14 protein-coding genes are annotated in these 17,128 nt (G+C 36.7%); 6 read left to right on the top strand and 8 right to left on the bottom strand.

Annotated elements, in window-relative coordinates:
- Window positions 1-231: 231 nt before the first annotated feature.
- Entirely contained in the window at window positions 232-774 is a 543-nt protein-coding gene (locus H1P_RS11550; RefSeq protein ID WP_144867272.1) for a DoxX family protein, read from the bottom strand.
- 326 nt (window positions 775-1,100) lie between these two features.
- On the opposite strand from H1P_RS11550, the gene H1P_RS11545 reads away from it, so the two are divergent.
- Window positions 1,101-3,113: a glycoside hydrolase family 9 protein gene (locus H1P_RS11545; RefSeq protein ID WP_144867271.1), complete on the top strand. Its 2,013-nt coding sequence runs from the start codon at window positions 1,101-1,103 to the stop codon at window positions 3,111-3,113.
- Window positions 3,114-3,294: 181 nt separating this feature from the next.
- On the opposite strand, the gene H1P_RS11540 is transcribed toward H1P_RS11545, so the two are convergent.
- From H1P_RS11540 to H1P_RS11520, 5 genes are all read right to left on the bottom strand, one after another.
- On the bottom strand, window positions 3,295-3,618 hold the full coding sequence (locus H1P_RS11540) for a hypothetical protein (RefSeq protein ID WP_144867270.1): 324 nt from the start codon (window positions 3,616-3,618) through the stop codon (window positions 3,295-3,297).
- A 229-nt stretch (window positions 3,619-3,847) separates the two neighbouring features.
- Window positions 3,848-4,036, bottom strand: a complete 189-nt coding sequence (locus H1P_RS11535) for a hypothetical protein (protein WP_144867269.1) — start codon at window positions 4,034-4,036, stop codon at window positions 3,848-3,850.
- Window positions 4,033-5,808, bottom strand: a complete 1,776-nt coding sequence (locus tag H1P_RS11530; protein ID WP_144867268.1) for a pre-peptidase C-terminal domain-containing protein — start codon at window positions 5,806-5,808, stop codon at window positions 4,033-4,035. Before H1P_RS11530 ends, H1P_RS11535 begins: the two co-directional genes overlap by 4 nt.
- 943 nt (window positions 5,809-6,751) lie before the next feature.
- Window positions 6,752-6,931 (bottom strand): hypothetical protein, encoded by a 180-nt coding sequence (locus tag H1P_RS11525; protein ID WP_144867267.1) that lies wholly within the window; start codon window positions 6,929-6,931, stop codon window positions 6,752-6,754.
- A gap of 173 nt (window positions 6,932-7,104) precedes the next feature.
- Window positions 7,105-7,665, bottom strand: coding sequence for a DEP domain-containing protein (locus H1P_RS11520; RefSeq protein WP_144867266.1), 561 nt, complete (start codon window positions 7,663-7,665; stop codon window positions 7,105-7,107).
- A gap of 346 nt (window positions 7,666-8,011) precedes the next feature.
- On the opposite strand from H1P_RS11520, the gene H1P_RS11515 reads away from it, so the two are divergent.
- A complete protein-coding gene (locus H1P_RS11515; protein WP_144867265.1) occupies window positions 8,012-10,606 on the top strand; it encodes a CHAT domain-containing protein in 2,595 nt (864 codons plus the stop codon).
- Window positions 10,607-10,983: 377 nt separating this feature from the next.
- Here H1P_RS11515 and H1P_RS11510 read toward each other — a convergent pair whose 3' ends face one another.
- Complete coding sequence (locus H1P_RS11510; RefSeq protein ID WP_186375938.1) at window positions 10,984-11,316, bottom strand: hypothetical protein; 333 nt, start codon at window positions 11,314-11,316, stop codon at window positions 10,984-10,986.
- Between the two features lie 346 nt (window positions 11,317-11,662).
- On the opposite strand from H1P_RS11510, the gene H1P_RS11505 reads away from it, so the two are divergent.
- The 4 genes from H1P_RS11505 to H1P_RS11490 all read left to right on the top strand — a co-directional run bounded on the left by H1P_RS11505 (window position 11,663) and on the right by H1P_RS11490 (window position 16,097).
- A complete protein-coding gene (locus H1P_RS11505) occupies window positions 11,663-12,628 on the top strand; it encodes an undecaprenyl-diphosphate phosphatase (protein ID WP_144867264.1) in 966 nt (321 codons plus the stop codon).
- A 235-nt stretch (window positions 12,629-12,863) separates the two neighbouring features.
- Window positions 12,864-14,054 (top strand): sigma-70 family RNA polymerase sigma factor, encoded by a 1,191-nt coding sequence (locus H1P_RS11500; RefSeq protein ID WP_144867263.1) that lies wholly within the window; start codon window positions 12,864-12,866, stop codon window positions 14,052-14,054.
- A gap of 24 nt (window positions 14,055-14,078) precedes the next feature.
- Complete coding sequence (locus H1P_RS11495; protein WP_144867262.1) at window positions 14,079-15,218, top strand: DUF1822 family protein; 1,140 nt, start codon at window positions 14,079-14,081, stop codon at window positions 15,216-15,218.
- Between the two features lie 99 nt (window positions 15,219-15,317).
- Window positions 15,318-16,097: a TlyA family RNA methyltransferase gene (locus H1P_RS11490; RefSeq protein ID WP_144867261.1), complete on the top strand. Its 780-nt coding sequence runs from the start codon at window positions 15,318-15,320 to the stop codon at window positions 16,095-16,097.
- Window positions 16,098-16,130: 33 nt separating this feature from the next.
- On the opposite strand, the gene H1P_RS11485 is transcribed toward H1P_RS11490, so the two are convergent.
- A complete protein-coding gene (locus H1P_RS11485) occupies window positions 16,131-17,045 on the bottom strand; it encodes an ATP-grasp domain-containing protein (protein ID WP_144867260.1) in 915 nt (304 codons plus the stop codon).
- Between the last annotated feature and the right edge of the window lie 83 nt (window positions 17,046-17,128).

Below are 17,128 nucleotides of genomic sequence, written 5' to 3'. Positions count from 1 at the left end.
TGAGCTAAATTAACAGTTTGCTCATCTAAACGAGGAGTCAAAAAGCAGAGATCGTGATCGTAATTTTGATTGATTTTTTTAAGAAAATTGCGGTCGTAGGGCTTGGTATTAAATACAGCGACTTTCATTATTTCAGTTATCAGTTATTGGTTATTAGTAATCATTAGCAAAAAAAACGATCGCTTATATTAAAGGCGATCGCAATAAATTATTCAGTTACATTAATTACTATTAACTAACTTTGGTTGTTTCCTGCTTCTTAGTTTCAGAAGCATTGTAGATTTTTTCTAACAACATAACTTTCTTGGCTTGAGCAGATAAAGCACTACTATCGAGCCAATTGACAAGCAATGCGTCGAAAGAAAACAATCCAGCACCATTAATCAAAAAGAAGAAAAAGGCTGCTGCGTAAATTGCCGATAATTCCAGATAAGCCAGGCTTAAACCTGCAACAGAAATATGGTGATACATAGCTACAAGCATAGTAAAAAATAAACCCAAAGCAGCAGGTCTAGTCAATAAACCAATTGCTACCAAAGGCGCACCAATTAATTCTGTGTAAGCAGCAACATAGCTCAAAAAGATGGGAAATGGTAAGCCCAAATAAGCGACATAAGCCTGAGCAAAACTTTCGATGTTAGAAAGCTTGTCTAAACCATTGTGAATCATCATCACCCCAATTACTAATCGGAGAATTGCCCAAGCGGTTTGACTCCAAAAATTAGGCTGGACATTGGGTTTCAAGACAAAGTGAGATAAGGATTTAATGAGCATAAAATTGGTAATTCCATTAATGAACAATATTTGTTAAGAAAATTGACAAAAATAAGAAATTACTATAATTCTTGATGGCAGATTGCTTAATAGAGAAAACGCTAAAACTTATTGTCAGCAAAGTTTTTTGATTTTGATGTCACGAAGACTGCGATCGAGATTTGTAAGTTCTTACTTAAAATTTAACGTATTTTTACAAAGAAAGGTAACATAAAAATAATTTTTTTAAAGTAAATGATGAATTTCAGTTAAAGTTTCAATCATTTTTCCGTAAAACGAAGTACTAATCTCTAGTCGTGAGGATGAACCATCTAAAATAAGGAAAGATGTTTTTGACAACTCAGATGTCTTTGTTATTGAATACTTTTAAAAAATCAAGATATATTGCTTTAAGCTTAATTATTCCTGGCTGTAGCCTACTTAATGGCTCTTATCAAAGAAATATCAGCGAAAATATCCCAACTATAAGTAACTCCCTCGGTGGTAATTTAGGACGATTAGAAACCACCCGTTATTTGGAAACAGAAAATCCCGATGGGGCTTTGGTTGAAGCATCTCCTTACATCATGGTGGATCAGTTTGGCTATCGACCTCAAGATAATAAAGTTGCAGTAATCGTCGATCCGCAACAAGGATTTAATGCAGCAGATTCTTATACTCCTGGCAAAGTAATTGAAGTTAGAAAATGGAGCGATAATACTACAGTTCATGTTGGTGCGCCGAAAAGCTGGAAAAATGGAGAAATTCAAGCATCTTCAGGCGATCGCGGATGGTGGTTTGATTTTTCTACGGTAGAAGAACCTGGACACTACTACATATATGACTCTGAAACGGGTCAACGTTCTCATCCTTTTTTAATCGATCCCGATGTCTATTATCCAGTGCTGAAAGCAGCAGTGCGAATGTTTTATTACAATCGGAGCAACTTCCCTAAAGAAGAACCCTACGCCGATCCTAGATGGACAGATGAAGCTAGTTTTATTGGGCCGAATCAAGATACAGAAGCGCGTTTTGTAGATGATAAAAATAATGAAGAGCTAGCACGAGATGTTTCTGGGGGATGGTGGGATGCAGGAGATAGCAATAAATATGTGACTTTCACCTCTTCCGTAATTCATCAACTATTAGATGCTTACAAGAGAAACCCCGATGCATTTACTGATGATTTTAATCTTCCTGAATCGGGTAATGGTCTTCCCGACATTATAGATGAGGTGAAATATGAAATTGACTGGATCAAAAAGATGCAGCAAGATGATGGAGGAGTTTTAATCAAAGTCGGCACAATTGACTATAGCGGATCGACCCCTAAAAGTCGCGATCGTCGTCCTCGTTATTATGTAGGTGCTTGTTCCTCTTCCACTATTATTGCAGCAGGACATTTTGCCAGAGTAGCCAGCGTTTATAATCAGTTTGCACCCTTACAAACAGAAATACCAGAACTCACCGAAAGAGCTAAAAAAGCTTGGGATTGGTATCAAAATAACCCCAAAAGAGACGATTGTGATACTCAAGAAGTCAAATCAGGAGACGCAGATCGAAACTTAGAAGAACAATCAGGGGATGCAGTAGTAGCTGCAATTTACTTGTTTGCACTGACAGGAGAAACTGTTTACAACGACTATGTAAAAGATCATTATCAAGAAGCAAGACCCTTTCAAAAAGGAGATAGCTTTTCTATCTATTCAGCCCATCAAGGTGATGCCTTAATGTTTTACACCACCTTAGCTAATAGTCATCCTGAAGTGAAACAGGCCATAATTGAGAGAAAAACCAACGAAGCCCAACAAGATCGAGAATTTTATGGTTTTCAACCAGAACAAGATCTTTATCGCTCCTATTTACGCGATCGCGCTTATCATTGGGGAAGTAATTTTGTGAGAGCAAATCGAGGTTCATCTAATTATGATGTCGTTGTTTACAATCTACTGCCAAATCGAGAACAAACCTACACTGATGCAGCATTAAATACTCTAAACTATTTCCACGGAGTAAATCCTCTGGGAATGACTTATCTTTCCAATATGTATGATTACGGCGCAGAAAATTCCGCCAACGAAATCTTTCATGAATGGTTTGTCGATAAGTCTCCTTGGGATAATGCTTTAACTTCCCCCAATGGGCCCCCACCAGGCTATTTAGTCGGAGGGCCTAATAGCGATTACACGGGAAATTATCCTCCTTTGCAAAATCAGCCAATTCAAAAAATGTATGCTGATTGGAATGGGACTACTCTAGAAGACAAATCTTGGGAAATTAGCGAACCTGCTATCTATTACCAGTCTGCTTATATTAAATTACTAGCTCATTTTGTGGGCAATTCCCAGTCTCAACAATAGGTAATCCTATATCTGAACTGCGAAACACAAAACGCTCTTGGGTTTGTAATAGGAAAATTTGAAGATACTTGAGAAAGCGGTATTATCCGTTATTTATATATCTAACAATAACTAAAAAAGAGAGTGCTAGTTGCGTCAGCCAAAGGCTATCCGCGCTTTCAGCCCATGAGATATCGTTGGTTCAAAATTGAATGAGAGGAATTTGCACGGAACTGGTGGAGGGTGAACCCCCGTTTTCTGTCGTTAAACTGAAAGCAGACTCTGAGGGAACATCTGTTTCTAGCAATGAGATATTTGTTTTTGGAAGAAGATTTATTGATTCGATGGAATCGAGTTTGAGGATGTTAGTTTCATCAGAAGTAAAACTCGATGCTATACTACGGCTCATCACACCTTCTAAAGAAACTGCGGAACTTGTAACGGATATCTTTTCCATACTGGCAACTGGTGTCGCCAAAAGTCCGAGAAATCCAATGACTAAATAAGTTTGGAGAGAGGTTTTCATAGTGTTGCTCTGTTAACTGTTTCTAAAACTAGAATCCTCTACTTATCTGAGACTCTTCCCAAAGAAAGCTGAGAAATACCTGAGCAAAGAATTTATATCATTTCTCAACAGCGCGATTATTCAAGGTTGGGTTTCCCGACCGAATCTCGCGCTCAAAAGTAATGAGAGACTTAATAAGGATACATCTCAGCCTTTCCTTTCTTCCTAAATTTTCGTCGAACTGACGTTATTAGGCATCATTGACGGTGAGGAATAAGTCATAGAAACCAGAACTGTCTCCAGTACCACTACCTTCAAAGAATGGATCGTAATTAGAATTAGCAAAACTACTGACCCCGACATAATAAGTGTCACTAAATTCCGCAGTGAAATCAATCAAGGAGTCAGAATCATCGAAATCATCATTTTGAGCTGTCAAATACTAGACAAAACTGAATCGAGCTCAGAACCGAAGATACTAGCATCGATATCGGCGATTAACTGGTCTCCTGCATCGAGAAATAACTCAAACAAGTCCACATCATTTTCAGAACTTAAATTGGGATTATCGCCAATTTCGCTGGAAGTACTAAAAAATCCTTCTCCAAATAAGTCTGTGGAAGTTGCCTCAAAAATCGTGTCATTGGGTTCACTTGGATCGTCATTGACGGTGAGGAATAGGTCATAGAAACCAGAACTGTCTCCAGTACCACTGCCTTCAAAGAATGGATCGTAATTAGAATTAGCAAAACTACTGACCCCGACATAATAAGTGTCACTAAATTCCGCAGTGAAATCAATCAAGGAGTCAGAATCATCGAAATCATCATTTTGAGCGACGAGGAATCCTGTAGAGTCAAATACTGACAAAACTGAATCGAGCTCAGAACCGAAGATACTAGCATCGATATCGGCGATTAACTGGTCTCCTGCATCGAGAAATAACTCAAACAAGTCCACATCATTTTCAGAACTTAAATTGGGATTATCGCCAATGTCGCTGGAAGTGCTAAAAAATCCTTCTCCAAATAAGTCTGTGGAAGTTGCCTCAAAAATCGTGTCATTGGGTTCACTTGGATCGTCATTGACGGTGAGGAATAAGTCATAGGAACCAGAACTGTTTCCAGTACCACTACCTTCAAAGAATGGATCGTAATTAGAATTAGCAAAACTACTGACCCCGACATAATAAGTGTCACTAAATTCCGCAGTGAAATCAATCAAGGAGTCAGAATCATCGAAATCATCATTTTGAGCGACGAGGAATCCTGTAGAGTCAAATACTGACAAAACTGAATCGAGCTCAGAACCGAAGATACTAGCATCGATATCGGCGATTAACTGGTCTCCTGCATCGAGAAATAACTCAAACAAGTCCACATCATTTTCAGAACTTAAATTGGGATTATCGCCAATGTCGCTGGAAGTGCTAAAAAATCCTTCTCCAAATAAGTCTGTGGAAGTTGCCTCAAAAATCGTGTCATTGGGTTCACTTGGATCGCCGTCAAAGCCAATTTGAATATTATCTACCAAAAGAGCTGAATCGACTGCATCATCGCCTACATCTACTATGCCAAAACTTAAGGTATAAGTCCCTGATTCGGAAATGGCAATGGAATTCGTCTGATAGCCAGTTTCTTCACTAAAATCTGGAGCTAAAGTTTCGAGAAATAGAAAAGATGTAGTGTCTGCTAATTCTATAGTCAAAGGGTTTATAGAAAAGAAAGCGAAGTCATTAAAAGTGTCTCCTGGCGTTGCCTCGTTGGTGAGGAAATTCCAGTCGAACGTCAAGATATCTCCCGCATTCGCTGTGAAGGTTTGTTTAATGGCAGAACCTTCTGTTACATCCCCATTGCCAAAACCATCCAGAACTCCAGGAGCTAAATTTAAGAATTCTTCAAGATCAGAGTCTACAACTGAACCTCCAGAATCTCCAGCACCATTTGTGAGTAAGGCTTGAAATGCTCCCTCACTAGGGCCAGTACCAAAATCCTCAGTCTCAATGCTAGTGTCGCCAATTGTTCTCCACTCAGCAAAAGTCCCAGTCTCAAAATCTCCATTTTCAATAGCAATATTGCTAATTACTGGTGGTGGTGAAATATCCCGTGAAACGTCTGGTTCATTTGGCTGATTTTTCTTGGTTGTGGGGTCACTATTAACATCTCTGCTAGGATCAGTGTTTATCTTCAAATTTTTTTCTGTTCTTTTCATGGTTTAATTCCTGATAATTTGTCAAGTAAATTTTGTAATCAACCTGAAATCTACGATCTGGTTATCTGGCATTGCTGATTTTAAAGTTGGTTTGATACGAATTTTCAAGCTTTGAGATTTATATCAACTACTTATTCCGCAACGCCAGTCAGGGATTCATAATTTACTCCTTTGATTGTTTTCTAGTCTGGATTAACAGATAACAATATTTTTTTTGAGTCAAGAAATTACTAAATTCGCCATTTTTATTGACCTTAACTTTGATTTTTACTTATTTACTCTCTAAGTAATACTTCTGTTATATACATGTCAATGACATACAAATTAATAGCTACAAGGAAGTATTAATAGTTTGCATTAGTACTTTGTTAAGAGGTATGTAGGTTTTTCATGACATAGTAAATATACTATTTATTTTGACCACTTAAAATAGTCTTCATGAAAACTTTATTGTCAAAGTGATTTCTTAAGTGAAAAGCCATCTTTTAAAGTATTAATATTAGTTTTTAATCTAGTTGTTTTCACGTATAATAGTAAAAACACTGAATTTTGTGGAAAATATCTTACTTTTATAATTAGTTATTTTTACGTAAACTTATTTTTAATAACACAATCAACTACAAGGCTAACCAACAAAATTAAGATGCAGAAGTTGGTTTAGAGAGTTCCATTGCAAATTTGGAAGTCAATTCATAGTACAATTTAAGTATTAGCAACTACTAAATTGAATGAATTCAAAGTAGCAGAACCAAAGATATTAGTTTGAAAACAAAGATCGAGTTGATGCGATCGCAATTGAGAGATTTAACAATCCCCTACGTCAAAGAGTTTCTTGCGCTCGTTAGAGAAACTTAATCCTTTTCTAAAAAAGTAGAAAATCATATAATCATAAATGGGTAAAGCGATCGCCTTACCCACCATCATTTACAATGTATTTAAATTGTTAAGTTGTTTCTTCGCGCTCAAGTTGACTTTCTAAAGTAGAAATAGCAGCATTAAGACCAGCTAATCTCGTTTCTAAATCGTCTCTCATCCATTTGAGAAATTTTAGTTTACGTTCTTTATGTGCTTTGGGAGAATGGCTTTGAGAATTACAGCCATTGTAAGTCATGAATGGAAACATGGAACCCTATAATTAAATTGTATTTACTTATTTATCTTGGCAAGATTTTTCTCTAGATATTCAAGAATTACGGAAATTTTTAACTTTTTCTGTTCATTTTTTTGTTGAGCAATGTTTTTCGGTTATTCAGCGATCGCTAAAACTATTATTAATTCAACTTCAAATTGAAATCTTTAAATTTCATCCCAATAGAAACGATAAAAGAGGAATTTATCAGCAAATTTTTGGCGATCTACGACATGATGAATAATCTTTTCATCTATTAGTCTTTGACCTAATCTTATGGCTTGCCCTGTGGATAAATTAAGTTCAGACTTCATCCAAGCAACAGCTTCATTTCCCACAAAACATTTTGAGTAAAATTTAAGATTATAACGACGATCTTTGATTTGAACACCACCAATATTACGCATTTTGGAAACTAAATCTTTAAGATCGATCTGACTTACAATATCTCGATCCTGATTGCTATCAGAAATATTGACTTGTTTATCTTCTTGCCAAATAGTAAAACCTGTAGGGTCTTCAACTAAAAGATAAGAAGTTTCTCCTCGAGAATTTAAAAATTTTTGGCGACAATATTCTAATGCTTCTTGTTTTTGTTCTAAACCAAAAAATGCGTTTTTAAGATGAAGCTTACTTTCATAAGAAACACCAGGTAAATATTCTAAGCCTTGTTCTGTTTGGCGAGTTAAGTTGCAATAGTTAATTTGTTGATTACTTAATATTTTCATCGTCTTCAAAGGTTCAAGATCATGTGGTTAAAAACTAAGCAGGGCTACATAACCTAATATTTCCCAAAAATCAAAATTTTATTGACAGCGAAATATCTAACTTATAAATAAATTTAAGTCGATTTAATGAAAAAATGCTTAGTGTTTCATGAGAAAGAAGAAACTACTAATTTAGGATTACAGAAATCGCCACAACCGAACTCAATCTCAACCTGTAGCCAAAAGACAAAATTTAAACTTAGTCGAGTGTTATTTGTCAAAGAATTTAGGGAAATCTAGGATTGTATGCTCTGACATTATTTGAGAAATACCTGTCTATTTTGGTTGTTTGATAACTACCCAACATATGAATACAATATCTAAATTTTTAAAATCTCTTCATTACAGCTTATGGCTGGGATTATTAGCTTTTTGGCTAGTAACTATTGCTATTCCTGCTGTGGCGACAAATATCGGGGAATATCCAGAAATTACTCAAGTAGAGTATCAAAATACTTCTATTTTGTTAGCAAAAGGTAAGGTTGCTTATGAAGCAGGAAGGTTTGCAGAAGCAGCCGAGTATTGGCAACAAGCAACGAGACAATATAAAAAAGCTCAAAATACTGCTTATCAGGCTTTAAGTTCTAATTATTTGGCTTTAGCTTATCAAGAATTGGGACAATGGCAAGAAGCATCAAAAAATCTCAATCAGAGCTTACAATTGTTGGAAAATTATGCTCCTCGTAAGAGTGAAAACAAAAAGATATCGGCTATTACTGCTCAAGTAATTAATACTCAAGGAAGCTTACAGTTAGCGATGGGTAAAGCAGAATTGGCTCTTGATAGTTGGCGACAAGCAGAGCAATATTATCGTCAGGATCGAGATGATATCGGCTTATTGGGAAGTCAAATTAATCAAGCTCAAGCCCTACAGCATTTAGGTTTATATCGGCGATCGCAAAAACTGTTAAAACAGTTACAAAAACAGCTTACAGAACAGTCCGATCCTGTACTGCGAGCATTAGGTTTGCGTAGTCTGGGCAATATCCTACAAGTTACGGGTAACCTAGAAGAATCTCAAGCACTTTTAAAAGAAAGTCTCAAAATCACTAAATCTCTCAACTTTTCAGAAGCTAACGGTGCAACTCTATTTAGTTTAGGAAATGTTGCCAGAGCTTCCAATAATCCCCAATCTGCGATCGCATTTTATCGACAAGCAGCAGCTACCACATCTCATACTTTAACTAAAATTGAAAGTAATCTCAATCAAATTAGTCTCTTAGCGAATCTAGAGAAGTGGAAAATCATTAACAGTTTAATTCCCCAAATCCAAAAAGATATTGCTGGTTTATCTGCTAGTCGTAGAGGAATTTATGCTAGAGTAAACTTCGCTAAAAACTTAATCGATCTAGAAGATAGAAATTTAAGCTTTCTGGAATACGAAAACTATATTTCGGGCTTATTAAGTAAGACTGTGACAGAAGCGAAAGAATTAAATGATTTTCGCGGTGAATCCTATGCTTTAGGGACTCTGGGACATTGGTACGAGCAACAACAACAATATGCTCCCGCTCAAAAAGCCACAGAAAAAGCTCTCTCTCTAGCTATGGACATTAATGCTCCCGATATTGCTTATCAATGGCAATGGCAATTAGGAAGATTACTTCAAAAACAAGGGGATCGTCAAGGGGCGATTACTATTGAAGCCCAAGCAGTATCTACTTTACAAGATATTCGAGGCGACTTAGTAGCCACTAACACAGATGTTCAATTTTCTTTTAGAGAAAGTGTCGAACCAATTTATCGTAATTTAGTAGGGCTACTTTTAGAAGACAATCCCAATCAAGAAAATCTGGTTCAAGCACGGGAAGTAATTGAGTCTTTACAGTTAGCAGAGTTAGAAAACTATTTCCGAGAAGCTTGTATTAACACAAAACCCAAGCAAATAGACCAAATAGATAGTAAAGCAGCCGTAATTTACCCCATCATTCTACCAGATCGTTTAGCAGTAATTGTTTCTCTGCCTGATAGTCCTCTAAATTACTATCAACAAACCATTGCAGAAAATGATGTTGAAGAAGTTTTAGATAAATTCTTACAGTCTCTCAACCCGATTTATTCTAATAAAAAACGCTTGGCAACTTCTCAGCAAATTTATGAGTGGTTGATTCAACCCACTGAAGCAGAATTAGTCAACCACAACATTGAGACTTTAGTATTTGTTTTAGATGGTAGCTTGCGTAACTTACCGATGGCTGCTCTTCATGATGGAGAAAAATATTTAATTGAAAAATATCGAGTCGCTTTAACTCCTGGTTTGCAACTTCTTGAGCCAAAATCTTTGAAAAATCAGAAGTTAAAAGCGGTAGTTGCAGGATTAAGTGAATCTAATCAAGGATTTTCTGCTTTACCAGGAGTAAAAACCGAAGTAACTGAAATTTCGCAATCTATTCCTTCTCAATTATTGCTCAATCAAGAATTTACTAATGCTAGCTTACGAGAGCAAATTCGAGAAACTCCTTCTCCCTTAGTGCATTTAGCAACTCACGGTCAATTTAGCTCCAATCCCGAAGAGACTTTTATTGTTACTTGGGACGATCAAATTAAAGTTAAAGAATTTGAAGACTTACTGCGAGCTAGAGAAGAAACTATTGATGCTCAACCCATTGAGCTTTTAGTAATGAGTGCTTGTCAAACCGCAACGGGAGACAAACGAGCAGCATTAGGTATTGCAGGTGTAGCAGTCCGCTCTGGTGCTAGAAGTACTTTAGCAACTTTATGGTCAGTAAAAGATGATTCTACTGTAGCCTTAATGGATGAATTCTACAAACAATTAGCAGATACTTCTTCTGTAACTAAAGCAGAAGCATTACGTCAAGCGCAAATTTCTTTGATAGATTCAGAAGATTTTAAACATCCGTTTTATTGGTCGCCTTTTATTTTGGTGGGTAATTGGCTCTAAAAAAAAAGAAGGATCGAGGAGCGAAGCTCCTAGCTATAAGCCTTAAGCTGTAAGCTTTCTTGCCAGTTAGAAGAAGTTTAAAACCTCTCCTAACTGTAGACTACTTTCACAAGTATTGTGAAGGTAGGGGTCACAGAACCCATTGAGTTATTAGCTTAAAGCTACTGCGCCATTTATCAACTAAAATACAAGCGAGCTTAAAGCTTAAAGCTTAGAGCTTTTTGATAAAGGAGGAAAGAAGAAACTTAATTTTTTACCCTTTGACTTTTGCTACTTTTTTAATTGATACAAATAATAAAATCAGAATTCAGTAACAATGTTTAAACCTGAATTCTGATTTTTTTGTTTTAATTTAATTTATAAAAAATTGAATTTAATTATTGCATATGAGATTGATTGGGGATTAAATCATCCTTGACAATCGTTTTTTCTGCTTTAGTGTGTTGTTCGCTATAGGATTCGTAAGACAAAGAAAGCGCAGTTTCTAATTGCACAATCTCTTCTAAGGTTATTAAAGCTGTATCTAAAGTTGTCAGAGTGGTATCTAAGTTGTTTATAGAATCATCAAAAGGAGCAGAAGCCAGAATACAAGCTTTCCAGCTACTATCGACAGAAACTCCTAACTGTTGGCACGATCCCCCTCTACGTCCTTCTGGTTGATAATGACGACAGTGACGACAAGCTGAGTTGAAAAAGTTTTTTTCTTTCATTACATCTTTGAATTACAAGATTATCCTTTATTTTGTTTGTTATCTCTTATTGTGCTAGTATCTCAAAACTGTCTGTATCGAATTGCAGATATGATTTCCTATAGGTTTCCGCGATCCCCAGCCTGTTTTTTTTTTAAGATTCTCTTCATTATTAGTTAATAAATATATACAGCTTTTATATACCAAGGCATTCAATCGATCTGTGATCTTAGACCAATACATAATTATTTGTAACTAAGATAAATTCTATTTAAGTGTGTATTTAGATACATTTTTTGCTACTTATTGGTAATGTAACCTCTCTAGCCTAAACTTAATGAGAGATTCTAGATTTCATACTTATACGATGAACTGCTTAAAAAAATACAAAAGTGTTGTTTTAGGATTTGGTTTTGGTTTGTTGGCTAGTTTGGTTTTACCTTTGAGCATCGCCTCTAATTCTGCTGCTACGACGGTAGGAGAAACAACAGGAGGAGCGTCTCAGGTAAATGTTTGGCAGGCGATTGTTTTAGGCTTTGTTCAGGGTGCGACAGAATTTATTCCTATCAGTAGTACGGCACACATGAAAGCAATTCCTGTATTTTTTGGTTGGGGCGATCCTGGGGTAGCTTTTACCGCAATAATTCAGTTGGGGAGTATTGCAGCCGTTTTATGGTATTTCTGGTCAGATTTAACGCAAATTTGTCAGGGGATGTTTAAAGCGATCGCTAAATCAGATTATGATTCTCAAGATTTTTGGTTAGCAGTGGGAATCGCAGTGGGAACAATTCCCATTGTAATTTTTGGTTTGGGAATCAAAGCTTTTGTGCCAGATTTTGATAATTCTCCCATTAGAAGTATGCCTTCAATTGCGATCGCTTCTATTGTGATGGGTTTACTATTGGGATTAGCAGAGCGTTTGGGCAGTCAAAAACGTAATTTTGGAGATTTAACGGCAAAAGATGGAATTTTAATTGGCATCGCTCAAGCTTTGGCGATTATACCTGGTGTATCTCGCTCTGGTTCTACTATAACGGCGGGTTTATTTATTAATTTGGATCGAGCGACGGCTGCTCGATTTTCGTTTTTATTGGGGATTCCTGCGATTACTCTGGCTGGTTTAGTGGAGTTGAAAGATTTAATTGATGCGGGAATTGACTCTTCCCAGACTCTTTCGATTGTTGCTGGCTTAATTTCTTCAGCAATCTTTTCTTATCTCGCTATTGCTTGGCTGATTGATTTTTTGAAAAGAAGAAGCACTTGGGTATTTGTCTGGTATCGTATTGCTTTTGGAATTGTGATTTTAGCTGCGGTTGCTTTAGGTTGGATTTAAGTCGTTAGTGGTTAGTGTGTCGGGATCTTCTGACAGAACGTCCCTACGGTTGTTAGTAGTTCGTAGATAGTTGCTGTTTGTACTTTTCTAGTTTCCGAGCGCTCTGCTTATTTATACCTCATTCCTTACTTAACTCCTTAATTTAAGTTGCAAAGACAAACTCTATTCAAGATAGCTAGTATATTATTTGGGTTACAAGAGCATAAACTAACCATTTATAAACTGATTTTATTTAATGCGTCCTCGCCAAGATATCGTTGAAATTTTTTCTACCTTTATTCAGTTTGATCTCGATCGCTTTAGTAACTGGGCTAGCGATCCTCGTTTGCGTCGTAGTATGAATCAGTGCTTAAAGGAATCTCCTCAAGAAATAGCGGAAAATTTTTGGGGAATTTATTGGCATAAAAAATGGAGCAAAAACCCTAAAGGATTAGCAAGAGAACATCTAATTGCCTATTTACAGGAAGTTTGTTTTTGGTCAACCAATAAAACCATTACAGGCTTTACCAGTAGTCAATATAATGTGCCAGACTGTTTTCAAGTCGCCATTACAGGAATTGATAAAGTACTTAAAGGTTTTGATGGCGATCGCGGTTACCATTTAAAGAGTTATGCCACTATCACTTTTAGTAATCTGATTCGGGAGTTATTACGCCAGCGACAAGAGATTGATATTTGTTCGGAATGGTCGCTATTACGGAAGTTAAGCCAGAAAAGATTGATAGAATCTTTGCAAAATGCGGGTTTATCTCCCGATACCGTAGCCCAATACGTTTTGGCGTGGAGTAGCTTTAAAACTCTTTATGTTCCCAATCGTCAATCTTCGACTCGCAAATTAAATAAACCCGATGAGTTCACCTGGAAAGCGATCGCTAATTGGTATAATCAAGAGAGAATTACTCAGTTAAATCCTCCAGGAGAAGCTGTAAGTACGACAATTTTAGAACAATGGCTTTTAAGCTGTGTTAAAGCTGCCCGTTCCTACTTATATCCTAATGTAACCTCTATTAACCAGCCAAAACCAGGCTATGAATCAGGGGAAATCGTTGATAGTTTAGTAGGGGACGTAGAAGAATCTTTGCTGAATCAGATGATTGTGGAAGAAGAAGTAGAGCAACGCAATCAACAGCAAAATCAGATTGGAGATGTTTTAATTCAAGCGATCGCTAAATTGCCAGCAGATGAGCGAAAATTACTAGAACTTTATTACGCTCAAAAACTTAAGCAAGCAGCAATTGCCAAAGCACTCAACACTAAGCAGTATAATATTTCTCGCCAACTCACCAGAGTTAAAAAAAGTCTTTTAAAATCCCTAGCGATCTGGACTGAAGAAACTTTGCATATCTCTTTAACCTCCGACGTAATCAAAAATACCAGCACAATTATTGATGAGTGGTTAGAACACCACTACAACCCCAACCCCTAGTAATAAACAATCGGAGTCCCAGCAATGTCCACCTTACTAAATCCCAATCAGCTAATTTTAGAAATTTCTGCTGTAACAGAGCAAAAAGCCCAGAATAAGAGCCAAAAAGCAGCAACTTCTTACAGTGAATGGCAAACCTATCTCAATCAATTAGTCCTCGATACTTTTGTTGATTACGCTCAAGAAGAGCAATCAGAAAATGTTAAAAAAGCGCAAAATATGGAGTCAATCGGCGAATTAGTGAACGGTACAGTTCTGAATGTCGGTAATGCGCGAATAATCTTAATTCCTAGTGAAGCTGATGATTTAGAAGAATTGCGAGTACCCCAAGAATGGATCGATATTCCTCAGTTAGCAGGAGATTACTACTTAGCAGTACAAATTAATATCGACGATCGATACTTAAGAGTTTGGGGTTATACCACCCATCAACAACTAAAAACTGATGGTAATTATAGTGTAAGCGATCGCTGTTATACTTTAGATGGTATAGATATCATTGGTGATATTAGTGCTTTATGGGTAGCTAGAGAATTATGTCCTGATGAGGTAACCAAAGCCGAAATTACACCCCTAACAGAAATTACATCTCAGCAAGCAGATAACTTAATTAAACGCTTAGGAAACAAAGAAAACCTACTACCCAGATTAGCTGTTCCCTTTACCATCTGGGCAGCATTATTATCCAATGATGCTTGGCGTAACGATTTAATAGCGCAACGTTGTGATAAAGCAACCTTCTCTGTTTTAAAGTGGCTACAAGCAGAAGCATCCAATATCATCTCAGAAATCGGCTGGAGACAAGTAGAATTTCAACCCAGTACAGTAGGCGCGAGAGGAAATAATGCTACTGCAACATCCAAAACAGCTTTGGCAAAACAATTAACCATTGCTGGTCAGAGTTATGAATTAAAATTAATTCCTGTAGAAGAAGATACTTATGGCTTCGAGTTACGCAGTCTTGTTTTAGGTGGAATGATTCCTGCTGGTTTTACCTTAAGGCTTTTGACTGAGACTAGAGAAGGTTTTGAAGGTAATGAAGATACTGCTACTACTGCAACAGAAAGTTTATATCTTGAAGTTGCTTTAGACGCTGGAGAAGGCTTAATCTGGGAAATCGAACCTACTCCCGAAGATTATCAAGCACAAGTACTCTACTTTTAAGGAATGAGCAGTAAGGAGGAAGAAACAAGGAATAAAAATTGTTGATGATTAATTGATAATGGTTAATTGATAACTGATAACTGATAACTGATAACTGATTTGAGTAAACAACGCCTTGATACCCTTCTAGTAGAGCTTAATTTTTGCACATCTCGTCAACAAGCCCAACGTTGTATTGGTGCAGGAGAAGTTAAAGTTGATGGAGAGATTATTGATAAATCAGGGACAAAAGTAGCGACTACCGCCCAGATAGAATTAAAACAAAAACCTCCCTATGTATCGCGAGGAGGGGAAAAGCTAAAAGGAGCTTTAGACACATTTAAGATTGATGTTCGAGAGCGTATTTGTCTGGATGGGGGGATTTCTACAGGAGGTTTTACCGATTGTTTATTGCAAGCTGGCGCAAAACAAGTTTATGGGATAGACGTGGGTTATGGTCAAGTAGCTTGGAGTATTAGACAGGATAAACGAGTTATCTTAAGAGAACGCACTAATTTTCGTTATTTAACACTAGAAGAACTCTACAAAGATGCAACTATTCCTGATTTGGGAGTAATGGATTTATCGTTTATTTCTTTAACTAAAGTGTTACAGCCTCTCTGGAATTTATTAGCATCGCCCAGAGAAGTAATACTTTTAGTGAAACCCCAGTTTGAAGTAGGCAAAGAAAAAATAGGCAAAAAGGGTGTAGTGCGTAACCCCGAAGATCGTGTATCAGCTATTCTGCAAGTATGGGAAGTTGCACAAGCTACAGGTTGGCACTACCAAGGTTTAACTCGTTCCCCCCTCAAAGGTCCTGCGGGTAATGTAGAGTATTTACTGTGGTTAAGCACAAACCCCTCTGGAGCAACTTTAACCAAAGATAAAGTAGTACGTTAACTGGTTAGGATGTCAATCCCGAAGAATAAGTAATTAGTTTTTTTCAATCTTCTCTAAACGATTAGCAATCAAATCTGCTAATTCTCTTGCTGATGGAGTATGAAAACGGAAAAATAGCTCAGGCTCTATCAATTCAAGTTCCATGATTGCTAACTTTCCTTGGTTGCTTCTCACCACATCAACTCTACCGTAGAGTACGCTATAACCACAGTTATTAATTGCTTCTTCGGCAAACCTTCGTTCTTCATCCGAAGGGAAATATGTTGAAACTGTTCCCCCATAATCGTCCTGAACTCGAAAATCACCAGATTTGGGAGTTTTCTTAATTGCATGAGTACATTTGCCACCAATTACGATTAGAGATATTTCACCATCATTGAGTATGCTTTCCTGAAACGGCTGAAGCATCATTTCCTGCTCACGGAATAAATCAACCAGAGTTGGCATAAGTGCAGATATATTATTTGAATTGAGACGGTAAGTATCTTTTGCAGTACCAGAAACTACAGGCTTAATAACAATTTCTTCAGAATCAACTGTGCTAAATAATTTTTGAGGTGATACAGATTCACCTTTTGGAAAGAAAAAAGTCGGAACAATTGATATTCCTTTGTTTTTAAGATCGCTCAAATATTTCTTATTCAAATTCCATAATATAGTTTCACGACTGTTAATAAAGTCAATTTTTTCTGATGTTTTATTGAGCCAATCTAAGAACTTCGGAAGCTTTTCAAAATAGTCCCAAGTGGTTCTAAATAAAGCTAATTTACATTTTTCCCAGTCAAATTGTGGATTATCCCATTCTATTCTTCTACATTTAATACCTTTTTCTAAAAGCCTTGAAATTATGAGACTTTCTTCATAAATAATCTGAGATATATACCAGTCAGTTTCATCGGGTTTAATGTATCTAGCTTCTGTGAGAATTACTACATCTATTTCTGCCATATTCTTGCTCGAACTCACATTTTCCCAGTTCTTTGTTTACTATATTCTAATTTTCTATTGCAAACAGAACTTTATTTCGGGCT

The organism is Hyella patelloides LEGE 07179 (genome assembly GCF_900659865.1).
GTDB lineage: Bacteria > Cyanobacteriota > Cyanobacteriia > Cyanobacteriales > Xenococcaceae > Hyella > Hyella patelloides.
Note: the sequence above shows the minus strand (reverse complement) of the source record. Positions and strands in the feature narration are given on the sequence as shown.

Bases quoted from the DNA above. Each gene is read 5' to 3' on its own strand.
- H1P_RS11530 (WP_144867268.1), bottom strand. From the start codon at position 5,808: ATGAAAAGAACAGAAAAAAATTTGAAGATAAACACTGATCCTAGCAGA.
- H1P_RS11505 (WP_144867264.1), top strand. From the start codon at position 11,663: ATGAACTGCTTAAAAAAATACAAAAGTGTTGTTTTAGGATTTGGTTTT.
- H1P_RS11520 (WP_144867266.1), bottom strand. From the start codon at position 7,665: ATGAAAATATTAAGTAATCAACAAATTAACTATTGCAACTTAACTCGC.
- H1P_RS11500 (WP_144867263.1), top strand. From the start codon at position 12,864: ATGCGTCCTCGCCAAGATATCGTTGAAATTTTTTCTACCTTTATTCAG.
- H1P_RS11540 (WP_144867270.1), bottom strand. From the start codon at position 3,618: ATGAAAACCTCTCTCCAAACTTATTTAGTCATTGGATTTCTCGGACTT.
- H1P_RS11545 (WP_144867271.1), top strand. From the start codon at position 1,101: ATGTTTTTGACAACTCAGATGTCTTTGTTATTGAATACTTTTAAAAAA.
- H1P_RS11510 (WP_186375938.1), bottom strand. From the start codon at position 11,316: ATGAAAGAAAAAAACTTTTTCAACTCAGCTTGTCGTCACTGTCGTCAT.
- H1P_RS11515 (WP_144867265.1), top strand. From the start codon at position 8,012: ATGAATACAATATCTAAATTTTTAAAATCTCTTCATTACAGCTTATGG.
- H1P_RS11550 (WP_144867272.1), bottom strand. From the start codon at position 774: ATGCTCATTAAATCCTTATCTCACTTTGTCTTGAAACCCAATGTCCAG.
- H1P_RS11485 (WP_144867260.1), bottom strand. From the start codon at position 17,045: ATGGCAGAAATAGATGTAGTAATTCTCACAGAAGCTAGATACATTAAA.
- H1P_RS11525 (WP_144867267.1), bottom strand. From the start codon at position 6,931: ATGTTTCCATTCATGACTTACAATGGCTGTAATTCTCAAAGCCATTCT.
- H1P_RS11495 (WP_144867262.1), top strand. From the start codon at position 14,079: ATGTCCACCTTACTAAATCCCAATCAGCTAATTTTAGAAATTTCTGCT.